Annotated in this window: 10 protein-coding genes; 6 read left to right on the forward strand and 4 right to left on the reverse strand. The window is 39.1% G+C overall.

Annotated features, from left to right (window positions below; all coding sequences use genetic code 11):
* The first annotated feature begins 18 nt into the window (after positions 1 to 18).
* On the forward strand, positions 19 to 2829 hold the full coding sequence (locus LY11_RS02655; protein ID WP_111632163.1) for a TolB family protein: 2811 nt from the start codon (positions 19 to 21) through the stop codon (positions 2827 to 2829).
* Positions 2830 to 2835: 6 nt separating this feature from the next.
* Positions 2836 to 3123, forward strand: a complete 288-nt coding sequence (locus LY11_RS02660; protein WP_111632164.1) for a LapA family protein — start codon at positions 2836 to 2838, stop codon at positions 3121 to 3123.
* 6 nt (positions 3124 to 3129) lie between these two features.
* Here LY11_RS02660 and LY11_RS02665 read toward each other — a convergent pair whose 3' ends face one another.
* Positions 3130 to 4089 carry an MBL fold metallo-hydrolase gene (locus LY11_RS02665; RefSeq protein WP_111632165.1) on the reverse strand — a complete coding sequence of 320 codons (960 nt, stop codon included), beginning with the start codon at positions 4087 to 4089 and terminating at the stop codon, positions 3130 to 3132.
* A 37-nt stretch (positions 4090 to 4126) separates the two neighbouring features.
* Here LY11_RS02665 and LY11_RS02670 point away from each other — a divergent pair, with 37 nt between their 5' ends.
* On the forward strand, positions 4127 to 6760 hold the full coding sequence (locus LY11_RS02670; RefSeq protein WP_111632166.1) for an SEL1-like repeat protein: 2634 nt from the start codon (positions 4127 to 4129) through the stop codon (positions 6758 to 6760).
* Positions 6761 to 6811: 51 nt separating this feature from the next.
* Here LY11_RS02670 and LY11_RS02675 read toward each other — a convergent pair whose 3' ends face one another.
* From LY11_RS02675 to ispE, 3 genes are read right to left on the reverse strand one after another with little or no spacing between them, the layout of a single operon-like run.
* Positions 6812 to 7978 carry a trans-sulfuration enzyme family protein gene (locus LY11_RS02675; protein WP_111632167.1) on the reverse strand — a complete coding sequence of 389 codons (1167 nt, stop codon included), beginning with the start codon at positions 7976 to 7978 and terminating at the stop codon, positions 6812 to 6814.
* 4 nt (positions 7979 to 7982) lie between these two features.
* Positions 7983 to 8399, reverse strand: coding sequence for an OsmC family protein (locus LY11_RS02680; protein WP_111632168.1), 417 nt, complete (start codon positions 8397 to 8399; stop codon positions 7983 to 7985).
* A gap of 6 nt (positions 8400 to 8405) precedes the next feature.
* Complete coding sequence (gene ispE, locus LY11_RS02685; protein ID WP_111632169.1) at positions 8406 to 9209, reverse strand: 4-(cytidine 5'-diphospho)-2-C-methyl-D-erythritol kinase; 804 nt, start codon at positions 9207 to 9209, stop codon at positions 8406 to 8408.
* A gap of 125 nt (positions 9210 to 9334) precedes the next feature.
* Here ispE and LY11_RS02690 point away from each other — a divergent pair, with 125 nt between their 5' ends.
* The 3 genes from LY11_RS02690 to secDF all read left to right on the forward strand — a co-directional run bounded on the left by LY11_RS02690 (position 9335) and on the right by secDF (position 13669).
* On the forward strand, positions 9335 to 10129 hold the full coding sequence (locus tag LY11_RS02690) for a thymidylate synthase (protein WP_111632170.1): 795 nt from the start codon (positions 9335 to 9337) through the stop codon (positions 10127 to 10129).
* Positions 10126 to 10611, forward strand: a complete 486-nt coding sequence (locus LY11_RS02695) for a dihydrofolate reductase (RefSeq protein WP_111632171.1) — start codon at positions 10126 to 10128, stop codon at positions 10609 to 10611. The genes LY11_RS02690 and LY11_RS02695 overlap by 4 nt, the downstream gene beginning before the upstream one ends.
* A gap of 112 nt (positions 10612 to 10723) precedes the next feature.
* Positions 10724 to 13669, forward strand: a complete 2946-nt coding sequence (secDF, locus tag LY11_RS02700) for a protein translocase subunit SecDF (RefSeq protein WP_111632172.1) — start codon at positions 10724 to 10726, stop codon at positions 13667 to 13669.
* Positions 13670 to 13858: the final 189 nt, after the last annotated feature.

Raw genomic sequence — 13858 nt, forward strand, 5'->3', positions numbered from 1 at the left:
TTTTAGTACAATAAAATAATGCACTATAAAATAAAGAATAACAAACTTCTAATCACCGCCTTAATACTCATAATTTCATTTTCTGTCACAGATAAAGCGACTGCCCAGATTTTTGGAGGAGAACAGAACCCGTTTAGTGTAAACTGGAGACAAATTAACACCTCAGGCTTCCAGATCATTTATCCTGTAGAAATGGAAACCGAAGCACAGCGGATGGCCAATAATATCCGTTACATCTTTCCTAAAGTAGGCCGGAGTCTGAATGTCAGAAAAACTACGATTCCGATTGTATTTCAAAATCAGGGAGTAATTGCGAATGGCTTCGTTCAGCTTGGCCCTAAAAAATCGGAATTCAACACCACACCACCTCAACAATTTGATAGTCAGGACTGGCTGAATAACCTCGCCGTCCACGAATTACGCCACGCAGCCCAGTTTGATAAACTGACCAGTGGCAGGCCTTATCCATTCCCCGAAGAAGTATACTTTGCATGGATGGGTGTAAGTATCCCCCTGTGGTTCTTTGAAGGGGATGCAGTATCCAATGAAACTTCCCTCACAAATGTAGGCCGCGGCAGACAGCCCAACTGGATTATGCCTTACCGGACTTCGTTATTGCAAGGAAAAGATCTTTCTTACAGCAAGGCAAATTTCGGCTCTCAAAAAGATGTAACCCCGGGTTATTATCAGCTCGGTTACCTGATGGCTTCCGAAATCAGGCAAGCTGCCGGAAAATTTGTATTCGACAGTGTATTAACTGATATTAAAGATCGCCCGGTACGTATATACCCATTTGCCAAAAGTCTTAAAAAATACAGTGGTAAAAATGGGAAGCAATGGTACGAATATACTTCAGCAAAAGTCAAAGCAGACTGGGAAAAACAAGCGCAGCTTAGCCCCGCTAAAGATTACCCGGTATTGAATCAGGAGGCGAAATATGCGACAGACTATTCTCTTCCTGTAAGAATGCCTGACGGAAAAATCCTGGCATTGAAGCAAAGTAAAGCCATGGCAGCAGCTTTAGTACTGATAGATCAAGATAAAAAAGAGCACAGGGTACAAGGAATAGGCCAGCAAGAACAGCCCTGGTTCAGTTATGCGAATGATTTGATCATTTGGGATGAAGTCAGACTCGACCCGAGATTTCAACAAAGGAGTTACAGCGTAATCTGTACTTATAACCTGAACACAAAAAAACTAAATAAGTTAAGTTCTAAATCAAGGATCTTCTCCCCTGCACTTTCTGCCGATGGTTCCAGGATTGCAGCCGTACAAATTGACCTGAGCAATAAGGTTCAGTTAATCATTATGGATGCTGCAAACGGCAAAATTATCCGGACATTTCCAAATCCTGAAAACCTGTTAATACAAACCCCCGCTTTCAATAACGACGGCTCTGTAATTACTTATATCAGCGTAAAAGAGGCCGGTAAAGCACTGTGGACAGTAGACAGCAATGGTAAAACTACTAAACTGATCAGTGAAACCCCGCAGCAATTAAGCAGGCCGGTATTCATAGGATCAGACATTGCATTTAATGCGCATTATAACGGAATCAACAATATTTACAGCATCAATGTCCGTACTAAAAATATAAGTGCACTAAGCGCTTCTAAATATGGTGCTTTCAATCCTTCGGTCATTAAAGGAACAGACAGCATCTTATTTAATAACTATAACCTGTTTGGCTATGAAATTGCGCAAACAAAAATCGAGAAGCAAAAACCGGGTAAAGACAATTTTGTTTTCTTTGGCGCGGCTGCCGAAAAACAAGAAAATACAGGTAATGTGTTTGATAACATTCCTGATAGCAGCTTTACCTCTGCACCTTATCATAAACTCGGTCACCTGATCAATGTGCACAGCTTAATTCCGGTGGTCGAAGATGAATACAAAGGAGGCTTGCAGTTCAGGTCAAATAATCTGCTGAATACTTTTGATGCTTATGCCGGCGTAAATTACCAGCGTGATCTTGGCCGTTTTGAATACAATGCGGGTGCAAGTTTCAAAAGTTTATACCCTATTTTCAACCTGACTTACAGCAACCGTCCGCGCAGAACTTTTTATGGCTCAGCTACAGGTACCAGGCAGGGAGACTGGAGAGAGAATTATGTCCGGCTTCAAGCAGTTGTTCCCATCAACCTGAGCGCACAAAATCACAATTATAATTTTTCAGTGAATGCCGGGACCAGTTATACCCAAAGGTATGATACACAAAACCTACCTTCCAATTTTGTAACCGCAATCCGCTTTCCCTTAGAAACGGGTTTCACATTTACCCATACCACCAGAACTGCTGAAAGAGATATTGCACCAAAATGGGCACAAATTGTAAGGTTTTCTTATTATAGCCAGCCTTTCGATAAACAGTTAAGCGGAGACTTATTTGCAGTAGCAGGTTTTCTTTATTTCCCCGGACTGGCTAAAAACCATTCCTTCCTGGCTAACTTCAATTACCAGGAAGCTACCGGAATCCGGACTTATAACAACGACATCAATACCGTTTACGGTTACAACAATATCATGGCGAAAAGCAGGCTTAAAAACACTTTGCTTTTCAATTACCGCTTCCCCCTTTTCTATCCTGACGCAGAAATCGGGCCGCTGGCTTATATCAGAAATGTAAGAGGCGGGGTATTTTGCCATTATGAGAACCTGGGTACAGACAGCAATATGTCCCAGCCTAAAACTTATGGATTTGAACTACATGGCAATATGAATTTGCTGCGTTATCAGCCAAATGTTGATTTAGGTACAAGATTTGTGTTTGTAAATAAGGAATATCATCATAATCCTATCTTTGAATTAATTGTTAACTATACCTTCTAAAAGCTCATGCGTACTAAAACCATCCTTATCATCATTATAACCGTATTAATCACCATTTTTCTGATGATGAATACAGACGCAGTACAATTCGACTTTATATTCGTTAAAAAGGACATTTCTAAATTACTGGTGGTAGGGATATGCACTTTTGCAGGCTTTCTGCTGGGATATTGGGCAGGTCGTCCGAGAACTGTGATCAGTACTTATGATAGAAATGAAGATGAAATCCTTCCCGTTAATTCACCTCCTGTAAAAGGTACATTGAGCGATGAAGACAGAGATTATATCAGTTAATACTTTTTAAAGCTCAAATACGTCGTCATACCGCGCAATATGAAATCCCTTTTTAAGAACAGTTTTGGTTTGTCCGCTTTCCGGATTTAATAAAGGATTGGTATGGTTCAAATGAATAAAATAGATCTTATCTTTTTCCTTTAAAGGCAGGTTTTTGAAGAGTTCCATACTTTCCACTACCAAAGGATGCGGGATTTCAGTAATTGGCCTGTTGTTCATTTCAGTGGCATCGTAAAATGTAGCGTCAATAAACGCGTAATCTACTTTTCTGATTTCATCCACAATATTTTTATCCCATTTTGACCATTTGTCAATATCCGGAATAAATAATGCTTTTTTATCCGGCCCTTCAATCTGATAACCTACCGTTTCAGAAAATTCATCCCGGTGAGGAACCTTAAAAGCTGTTACTTTAATATTGGACGACAAGGTAATTGTCTGCGCGTTCTGAATAGGCATGATACTGATGTTATTCAAAGTAACCAGCTGACTCCATGGCCCGTTATGTTCTAAAAACGACTTCATTTTTGGCATCGCATAAACAGGTACTTGTTTGGAATTCAAAGCTTCTTTGCCCAGGTACATTAAACCTGTATAATGACCAATGTGGGCATGTGTGAGAAAAATGCCGTCAGGAACTTCTTTCGTACTAAATTCAGAAGCTTTTTTTAATGCTTTCAGCTGAAAGGTAAAATCCGGTGTAGCGTCAAATAACCAATTTAATTTATTCTCCGGATCAATAACCCCTAAAGAAGAAACCATACGGGTTGGGTCTGGATTTATAAATAGCTCTTTACAACACGCCTTCGTACAGCCAATATGTGGTGATCCTCCATCCTGCACATTGCCCAATACAATAATAGATGGGGTAACAACTTTTAATTTAGCCTGCGGATGGATGATAGACTGTCCTTTGGCCTGAATAAAAATCAATGAAAGTAGTACTATAGCAGATGATATTTTCATAGTTTCGCCAAAGTAGATAAAAATAATTATTTAACCTATGTCCCACAGAGTATACTTGTATAACACCAGTGAACCGGATGCTTATAATGACCAAAGCATAGAAATGATGGAATGGGGATATGAACTTTCTATTCTGCTTCACCCATTATTAGTCAGTGACGGTCGTATCATTGCGGACGGTAGTTTTGATGTCCATCTTAGTTTTAATCCAGAGGAACCAGAAGATAGTCCCGTTCTTTTTTACCACGCTGCAACAGGTATAGAAAATTTCAAAAGGTTCTACAATTTCATCGAAAAATATCAGGATGAATTAATTGACAATACCGAAGCTTTTCAACTCGCTAAAGAAAATATTTTTAAATACCTGGATGGCTTGGACCAGCCTTACTTCTTACTCAATGCCTCTGATGTATTTAACATGAGTGAGGAAACACATGGCGATCAGGCACAGGAATGGCTGGAAAATATCAGGTACAACAATGCAATTCTCACCAATGCGATGGATACTGATGATGTCTCGCAGTTAAAACTTTCTTTGTTCTCCAAGTTCACGGGTCAGGGTTTCACAGATTTCAAAGCATTGTTGAATTACGAAGGATTTGATTATGGATGGGCAATGATTGACCATCCAGAACCCGAAGATGCTGAGATTTTCGAAGAAAATGGGCTGAAAGGTCTAAAGGATGCAGCAGGAAAAATCTTAATTGCTCCGGTTTATGAGCAAATTTATGATTTTAGCTATGATGCTATTGCTGTAGTCTCCACAGGCGGTCAGTTTGGCTATGTGAATAAAAGTGGTCAGGAATTTATAAAGCCTCAGTTTGACGATGCCTTTGATTTTGAAGGCGAATATGCAACTGTAGTCAAAGCAAAGCAGTATGGCTTAATTGATAAAAAAGGAGCAGTGGTTCTTGATTTCCAATATCAGGATCTCACAGATATTCTTTCAGACGGCAGTTATTTCACGGCCAGGTTAAATGATAAATGGGGAGTGATTGATATAAAAAATACAATTCTCATTCCTTTTGAACATGAAGAGTCTATAACCTCGGATGATTACGGGTCAACTTTTATTGTTCCTGTTCCAGGTAAAGAGACTAAATTAATCTATACCAACCGTTTTTCCCGGCTAACTGAGGGTGACCCGCATTTTGTAAACAGCTTTAATATCCCTGAGGAATCTTATCTCTATGAACTCATCAAAAGCGAAAACACAACAGAGAATTTATTATACAATGATCAGGCACAACTGCTGATCAGCGGTTATGAAAAGATAAAAGAGAACCTGTATACCATTTTCATCCTTAAAAAGCAGAAAAAACAAGGTTTAATCAATTATAAAGGCGAGCTGCTTCTTGATTTCGTATATGATAAAATTGAAAAACTTGACCTGGTTTTAAACGAACCAATTCAGCTTTTATATCCTGCAATACCTGATGAAGTCAAAGATGAATATTGCACATTTCTCAAAATCAAGAAAGGTAAGAAATATGGAATTTATCTTTCAGTGGGTAACTTTAATCAGCAAATCACTGAAATGTGTTATGATAAAATCACTCCACTGAATCAGACTACCCTTGCTATTCAGCAAAATGGTTTATGGGGTGTAATTAATCCATTCGGGAAACCTCAATCACCTGTTATTTATGATTTTATCATCAGCAGCAATGATCACGAAGACTCTTGTTATGCTTATAAAGACAATAAAGTATATTTGATTCATCAAGATATGATCACTGATGCCGACCCGCAAATATTGCAGGATTATATTGATTCGAACAGCGCCTATGAGTATTACTATTTCAATGAAGATCAGGCTACTCAGCTTCAAGCCTTCATCAATAAAGATCTTCCGCCGGGAGATTCGCTTTATAACCAGGCAAAAGCATTGCTTGCAACAACAAAAAAAGCGGATATAGCAAAAGCTGTCAGACTTTTCCAGGAGGCCGTAACACTGAATCACGCGTATTCGATGAATGATCTGGCTCTTATTTATGAAGATGCAGATGACCTTTACCCGGAATATAAAAACGAAGAAGCATCCTTTCAATTATTTCTGAGCTCAGCAAAAGCAGGTTCTGTTGTTGGAATGTACAACACAGGTCTTTGTTATTCGGCTGGTATGGGAATTCCGCCGGATGAGCTGCAAATGTGCTATTGGTATACAAAGGCCTTTGAAGCAGGTTATCAGCCAGCAGCTTTTAAGCTCGGGACCTATTACTATGACGTGATGCCAAGAACCCATGAAAATTACGAATTGGCTTTAAAGTATTATTTAATAGCAGAAAGAGAAGGCGAAACCGTAAATGTTGAATTAGGATGGTTATATAACCATTTGAATGATACAACCAAAGCACTGTCTTATTTAGTAAAGGCAGCTGCCGATAATGAAAGTTATGCCCATTGGCAACTCGGTACTTATGCCCAAGATGGAATAGAAATGAAAGTTAACATTCCACTGGCCATTGACCGTTATAAAAAAGCAGCAGAATTAGGTTACGCAGAGGCTAACCTGAATTTATATGAAGTTTACACTTATGTACCTGGTTTTGAAAACAAGATTTTAGCAGAAGAATATAGCAGAAAATTAAAAGCTTCCGGATTTGAGATCCCGGTATCGAAACAAACCCTTCTGGATAAGTTCATCAATATATTCAAAGGTAAGAAGTAACAGATTAAAAGTGGTTATCCTCAAAACGAGGATAACCATTTCCATATTATTTTAGCTCAATGCCTGCTCAATATCAGCAATAATATCATTGATATGTTCCAGTCCGATCGAAAGGCGCACAGTTCCCTGCTCAATACCCACCTGCAATCTTTCCTCCTCAGTCAGTTTCGCATGCGTACTTGTTGCCGGATGTGTAGCAATAGAACGGGTATCACCAAGGTTTGCTGAAATAGAAAACATCTTCAGTTTATCCATAAAGCTGCCTGCCGCTGTTACACCACCATTGATAGTTAACGTTACAATACCGCCACCCAATTTCATTTGCTTTTTAGCAATCTCATATTGCGGGTGTGAAGGTAAAAACGGGTATCTAACCTGTTTAACTTTAGCATGTGCTTCTAAAAATTCAGCTACTTTTAAAGCGCTTTCACAATGTCTGTCCATACGAACAGCCAGTGTTTCTAAACTTTTAGAAAGTATCCATGCGTTAAATGGTGACATTGCCGGCCCGCTGTGTCTCGCGAAACCTTCAATTTGTCTGATTAATTTATCAGAACCCAAAATCACGCCACCTAAAGTACGTCCCTGACCATCGATAAATTTCGTAGCAGAGTGTATAGAAATATCAGCACCATATTTTAGTGGCTGCTGTAAATAAGGAGTTGCAAAACAGTTATCAACGATCAGTAAGATTCCATGTTTTTTAGCCAGCTGACCAATCCACTCTAAATCGATAATATCAATTCCAGGATTAGAAGGTGTTTCTACAAAGATTACTTTAGTATTTGGCTGTATCCCATTTTCCCATTGTTCTTTGTTATCCAGATCAGCATAAGTATAGGAAATATTCCATTTAGGAAAGATCCCGTTTAACAACTGGTGAGAAGAACCGAAAACAGAGCGGCTTGATAAAATATGATCTCCTGCACTCAGAAATGTCGCAAAGGTGGTAAAAATGGCGGCCATACCTGTAGCAGTTACCCAGCCTGTTTCTGCCCCTTCCAGCGCTGCCATCTTTTCAATCAGCTCTGAAGTATTCGGATTTGCATAACGGCTGTAAACATTCCCTTCTTTCTCATTTGCAAACAATGCCCGCATTTCTTCGGCATCATCAAACTTATAACTCGAAGTTAAGTAAAGGGGTACTGAATGTTCTTTATACTGACTGCGTTCAGTTTGCAAACGGATGGCCAGGGTTTCAAAATTATCTTCTTGCATGATATTAGTTATGGATAGTGTACGAAAAGTTGATGGTCGCAGAACGGCCTAATATATTTGAAACTGAACAGTATTTCTCAAAAGTAAGTGCTAAAGCCCTTTCTACCTTTTGTTCATTCAGATTTCCGTAAAGATTAAAATGAATATCAATGACATCAAAAATCGGGGGCATTTCCTCGTCTTTGCGGGTTGCATTGATCTTAATTTTAATATCATCCAGTGGTTCCTTCTGTTTGGTCAATACATTGACTACGTCAATCCCACTGCATCCGCCTAAGCCAACCAGCAACATTTCCATAGGTCTGAAACCTTTGCCTTCCCCGCCAATTTTCGGGTTTGCATCCAGTTCTACTGTTATTCCTCCCGAATTTTCGGCCTCAAAGTTGAATTTATCGTTCTTACGTATTAAGTTGATTTCCATTGTTAGCTAAATATTGTAAAACACTTTATTATCTTTTTCCAGTTGCGGTAAAGTTACTGCCTCCTCAAATATCGCAAATACACTTGAACCACTGCCACTCAGGAGTGCAAATGTAGCACCCGCATGATAAAGCTGCTCTTTTATTTGAGAAATTTCAGGGTATTTGGAGAAAACAGGCTGTTCAAAATCATTTTTCAAGGATTTTTTCCATTCACTAACAGGAAGTTGAATCAATTCCTTCAAATCTGTTTCCGGAAAGGCAGGCTGCAGCGTACCAAATGCTGTGGCCGTAGAAACATGTACCGGAGGTTTGACTAAAACCATGAAATATCCCGATAAATCTATAGTTAAAGGAGAAAACTGATCCCCCTTTTCTGTTGCAAAAACAGGCTCATTCCTGATAAAGAAAGCACAATCCGCGCCCAGAATTCTCGCGTAATCTTCCATCGCCCCTACTGTTAAACCTAATTTAAATTTAGTATTCAACAATTTAATCAAGAATGCAGCATCAGCAGAACCTCCGCCCAAACCTGCACCAACAGGTATATTCTTTAATAAAGTAATCTGCTGTGCAGGTATATCGAAATCCTGCTGTATCAATTTGAAAGCTTTCAAGCAGATATTATCAGTCAGTTCTCCGGGAACATCAATTCCTCTGATCTGACAGGAAGTTTCCGCTGCATCAGTAATCTCTAATACATCATATAATCTGACCGGGTAAAAAACTGTTTCCAGGTTATGGTATCCGTCAGCTCTTTTCTCAATAACATTTAAGCCGAGATTTATTTTGGCATTGGCAAATGCGAGCATTAGCGTGTTTTTAAAGGTATGGATCACAAACTTACAAAAGGAAGGAATATTCTGCCCTATTATATTCCCCTATTTTTTACATTATTTGTTTTAGTTTTGTATTTTAAGCGAAATTATCCTCCAACATGAAACAATATCTGGACTTAATGCAATACGTGCTGGACCATGGGGCACAGAAACACGACCGGACGGGAACAGGGACCATCAGTACATTTGGCTATCAGATGCGTTTTAACCTTCAGGAAGGTTTTCCTATGGTGACCACAAAAAAATTACACCTTAAATCAATCATCCACGAGCTGATCTGGTTTTTGAAAGGTGACACCAACATCAAATACCTCAAAGACAATAACGTCAAAATATGGGATGAGTGGGCAGATGAGAACGGGAATTTAGGCCCTGTTTATGGCTCGCAGTGGCGGTCATGGCCTACGCCAGACGGCAGGCTTATCGATCAGATCAGTAATATCATCCATACCATCAAAACGAATCCGGATTCAAGAAGGATTATTGTTTCCGCGTGGAATGTAGCTGATATTGACCAGATGGCACTTCCTCCATGTCATGCGCTCTTTCAATTTTATGTTGCCGATGGCAAATTAAGCTGTCAGCTGTATCAGCGCAGTGCTGATATATTTCTGGGTGTACCCTTTAATATAGCCTCCTATGCCCTGTTAACCATGATGGTCGCACAAGTATGCAATCTTGAATATGGTGAATTCATCCACACCCTGGGTGACGCACATTTATATAATAATCATATTGAACAGGCAAAACTGCAATTAAGCAGGGATACCAAAACTTTACCTGTCATGGAAATCAACCCGGAAGTCAAAGACATTTTCAGTTTCAAGTTTGAAGACTTCAACCTGAAAAACTACGAACCACATCCGCACATTAAAGGAGCTGTTGCCGTATGATCGTCTCTATCATTGTTGCCATTGCTGAAAATAATGGAATAGGAAAAGATAATCAACTGCTGTGGCATCTGCCTGGTGATCTGAAACACTTTAAAAATACAACCAGCGGTCATACTGTGATCATGGGCCGTAAAACATTCGATTCTGTAGGGAAACCGCTTCCCAATCGCCGTAACATTATAATTACCCGCGCTGCTGATCTGGAAATACCAGGGGTGGAAGTGGTGAATACACTAGAAGCGGCAATCGCGCTTTGCGACCCGGAAGAAGAAGTGTTTATTGTAGGTGGGGCACAGATCTATAAAATGGCGATGGATATTACCGATAAAATCTATCTGACGGTTGTTAAAGGCCATTTTGATGCAGATACATTTTTCCCGGCCATAGACCCGGATATATGGAAAGAGGAAAGCAGTACCAGCTATGAGCAGGACGAAAAAAACGCAAGTGGTTATACAATTTCAACCCTTGTTCGTAAATAGTTCCCAATCCTCAATAAATATTATATAAGGCTGACTATTAATTAAAAAATTAATTAGATTTGCCGACTTGTTGAAAAAAATATACAGCATAGACAAATAATTACAAACAAAAATGCAAGGTAAAGGTTTCATTAAATTTATGGCAATACTATTAGGTATTGTCTGCGTGTATTCCCTCTCGTTCAATTTCGTTACGTCGAAGGTAGAAAAAGACGCTAAAGCGTATGCTAAAGGCGATCTGACTAAGGAAAAAGCTTATTTGGACTCCATGTCAACCGTCCCGGTTTATCCGATATTCGGGTTTGACTATCAGTTCTGTAAAGGGAAAGAAATCAATTTAGGTCTTGACCTTAAAGGTGGTATGAACGTAACGATGGAAATATCGTTAGGTGAGTTAGTAAAATCATTAGCGAATCATACAGACGATGCTAATTTTAACAAAGCACTTGCTACTGCCCAAACTCAGCTGAATGCTGGTGGTAAAGATTTCATCAGTTTGTTTGTCAATGAATTTGAAAAAATCAGCCCGAACGTAAAACTTGCAGATTATTTCTCTAACCAGGATAACGCGCAACAGTTAAAAGCGAATGCAAGCAATGCTGACGTTAAGAATTACTTATCGAAAGAAGCAACCAGCGCAATTGACCGTTCATTTATCATTATCAGAAGTCGTATTGACGGATTTGGTGTGGTAAGTCCTAACATGCAGAAACAAGAAGGTACCAACCGTATCCTGATTGAAATGCCAGGTGTTCAGGATAAAGAAAGGGTTCATAAATTATTACAAGGCTCTGCAGAATTACAATTCTGGCAGGTGTATCAAAATGAAGAGGTTTACTCGATCATGGAGAACATCAACAAAACCCTTGCCTCTACTTTAAAAGATACTGCTGCAGTAACCACTGTAAAAGATACTGCTGCTAAAGGAAAAAGTGCATTGGCTAACTTAGCTAAGAAAAGCACTACCGGAAAAGATTCTGCTGACTTAAAAACAAAAGAACTTTCTAAAACCAATCCATTATTCGCTTTATTAAATATCCCTACTTACCAGAATGAAAAAGGACAGCCTGCTTTACGTCCTGGTCCAACTGTTGGATGGGTTGCACAAAAAGATACTGCTAAAGTAAACTCTTACTTCAGAAGACCAGAAGTTGTTTCTATCATTCCTCAGAGTTTCAAATTCATGTGGAGTGTAAGACCAATGGACGGCACTAAAGTTTTTGAACTTTATGCGATCAAATCTGTATCTCCAGATGGAAAACCAGATTTAGGCGGAGAAGCTATCAGTGATGCCCGTCATGATTACGATCAGAAAGGTAAACCTGAAGTGACCATGTATATGACTGGTGAAGGTGCGCAGAAATGGAAAAAAATTACTGCTGAAGCTTCAGCTGATGCACAGAATAAAAAATCTATTGCAATCGTTCTGGATAACGCAGTTTACTCTGCTCCTACTGTTCAGAATGAAATCCCTAACGGTATCTCTTCTATCACTGGTAACTTTACAGTGAATGAAACACAAGATTTAGCAAACATCTTAAAAGCAGGTAAATTACCAGCTCCGGCACGTATCGTGGGTGAGTTTGTGGTTGGTCCATCTTTAGGAGAAGCAGCGATCCACAATGGTTTATTATCATTTGTATTGGCATTCATCGTGATCCTTGTGTTCATGGCCTTGTATTACAACAAAGCAGGCTGGGTAGCTAACCTTGCCTTAGTGATCAACTTATTGTTCATCATGGGTATCCTGGTTTCGCTGGGTGCGGTACTGACTTTACCTGGTATTGCTGGTATTATCCTGGTAATTGGTTTATCGGTCGATGCGAACATCCTGATCTTCGAACGTGTAAGAGAGGAATTAGCACATGGTAAATCAACTGCTGTTGCCATCAAAGAAGGTTTCAAACATGCAATGCCATCTATCATTGACTCGAACGTTACCGTATTAATTTTAGGTGTTATCCTTTACGCATTCGGTAGCGGTCCGGTTCAGGGTTTTGCAACTACTTTATGTATCGGTATCCTTTCATCTTTATTCTGTGCAGTATTAATCTCACGTTTAGTGTTCGAAGGCTTACTGAACAAAAATGCAAACATCACTTTCGGTAACAAAGCAACCATTCACGCCTTTAAAAACATCGCGTTTAACTTTGTTGGCCGCAGAAAGATTTATTATACAATCTCTTCTATCATCATCATCTTAGGTATCATTTTCTACTTCAAAAACGGTGGATTAAGATTAGGTATTGATTTTAAAGGAGGAAGAACTTACATCGTTCATTTCGATAAAGGAATGGATACTGAAGATGTAAAAGCGAAATTAGCCCCAAGCTTCCAGAATGAAGAAATTCAGGTTAAAACTGCTGGTGCTGACAACGAATTAAAAATCACGACTACTTACCATATCGCTGACCAGAATGCTGGTGCTGATAAGATTGTAGAAGATGCTTTAAAAGCTGGTTTAGCGACAACAGGAGTTAAATACACCATTGAAAGTAACCAGAAAGTAGGGCCAATCATTGCGAGTGATCTTGTTTCAAGTGCTTATACTGCAATCTTGTTCTCGTGTCTGCTGATGTTTGTTTATATCATCGTCAGATTTAAGAAAGTAAACTATGGTTTAGGAGCGGTTATCGCGTTATTCCATGACGTGTTACTGGTATTATCATTCTATACTATCCTTGATGGTGTTTTACCATTCTCATTAGAGATTGGTCAGGATTTCATCGCGGCGATCTTAACGGTTATGTCTTATACCATGACTGAAACAGTAGTTGTATTTGACCGTATCCGTGAGAAACTTGCAGAGACTGGTAAAGATGACTTATATGGTGAAGAACGTAATACACTAATCAACTTCGCGTTGAACAGTACATTAAGTCGTACCATCTTAACTTCATTAACGGTATTCTTCGTATTACTTGTAGTCTTCATCTTTGGTGGAGAAAGTATCCGTGGATTTATCTTCGCGTTATTAATTGGTCGTGTAATCGGTACATACTCTTCATTATGTATCTCTACTCCAATTGTAATCGACTTAGGCAAAAAACACGCATAAGTAACACAATATTATTTAAAAGCCTTCTTCTGGAAATCAGAAGAAGGCTTTTTTTGTTTTCAACCTATTTATTACCAACTCATTCCATCCCAATAGCGTTGATCATTTAGCTAATTTCAGTTAATCTTTTCAGGCAGGATTTGTTTTCTTTTGTATAGAAGCTAAATCATTTTATAATACAAAACCTAA

Source organism: Pedobacter cryoconitis, from assembly GCF_003259615.1.
In the GTDB taxonomy this organism is placed as follows: Bacteria; Bacteroidota; Bacteroidia; order Sphingobacteriales; family Sphingobacteriaceae; genus Pedobacter; species Pedobacter cryoconitis.

What these genes read in the sequence shown, in the direction of transcription:
- LY11_RS02655 (WP_111632163.1), top strand. Translation starts at nt 19, where the DNA reads ATGCACTATAAAATAAAGAATAACAAACTTCTAATCACCGCCTTAATA.
- LY11_RS02660 (WP_111632164.1), top strand. Translation starts at nt 2,836, where the DNA reads ATGCGTACTAAAACCATCCTTATCATCATTATAACCGTATTAATCACC.
- LY11_RS02665 (WP_111632165.1), bottom strand. Translation starts at nt 4,089, where the DNA reads ATGAAAATATCATCTGCTATAGTACTACTTTCATTGATTTTTATTCAG.
- LY11_RS02670 (WP_111632166.1), top strand. Translation starts at nt 4,127, where the DNA reads ATGTCCCACAGAGTATACTTGTATAACACCAGTGAACCGGATGCTTAT.
- LY11_RS02675 (WP_111632167.1), bottom strand. Translation starts at nt 7,978, where the DNA reads ATGCAAGAAGATAATTTTGAAACCCTGGCCATCCGTTTGCAAACTGAA.
- LY11_RS02680 (WP_111632168.1), bottom strand. Translation starts at nt 8,399, where the DNA reads ATGGAAATCAACTTAATACGTAAGAACGATAAATTCAACTTTGAGGCC.
- ispE (WP_111632169.1), bottom strand. Translation starts at nt 9,209, where the DNA reads ATGCTCGCATTTGCCAATGCCAAAATAAATCTCGGCTTAAATGTTATT.
- LY11_RS02690 (WP_111632170.1), top strand. Translation starts at nt 9,335, where the DNA reads ATGAAACAATATCTGGACTTAATGCAATACGTGCTGGACCATGGGGCA.
- LY11_RS02695 (WP_111632171.1), top strand. Translation starts at nt 10,126, where the DNA reads ATGATCGTCTCTATCATTGTTGCCATTGCTGAAAATAATGGAATAGGA.
- secDF (WP_111632172.1), top strand. Translation starts at nt 10,724, where the DNA reads ATGCAAGGTAAAGGTTTCATTAAATTTATGGCAATACTATTAGGTATT.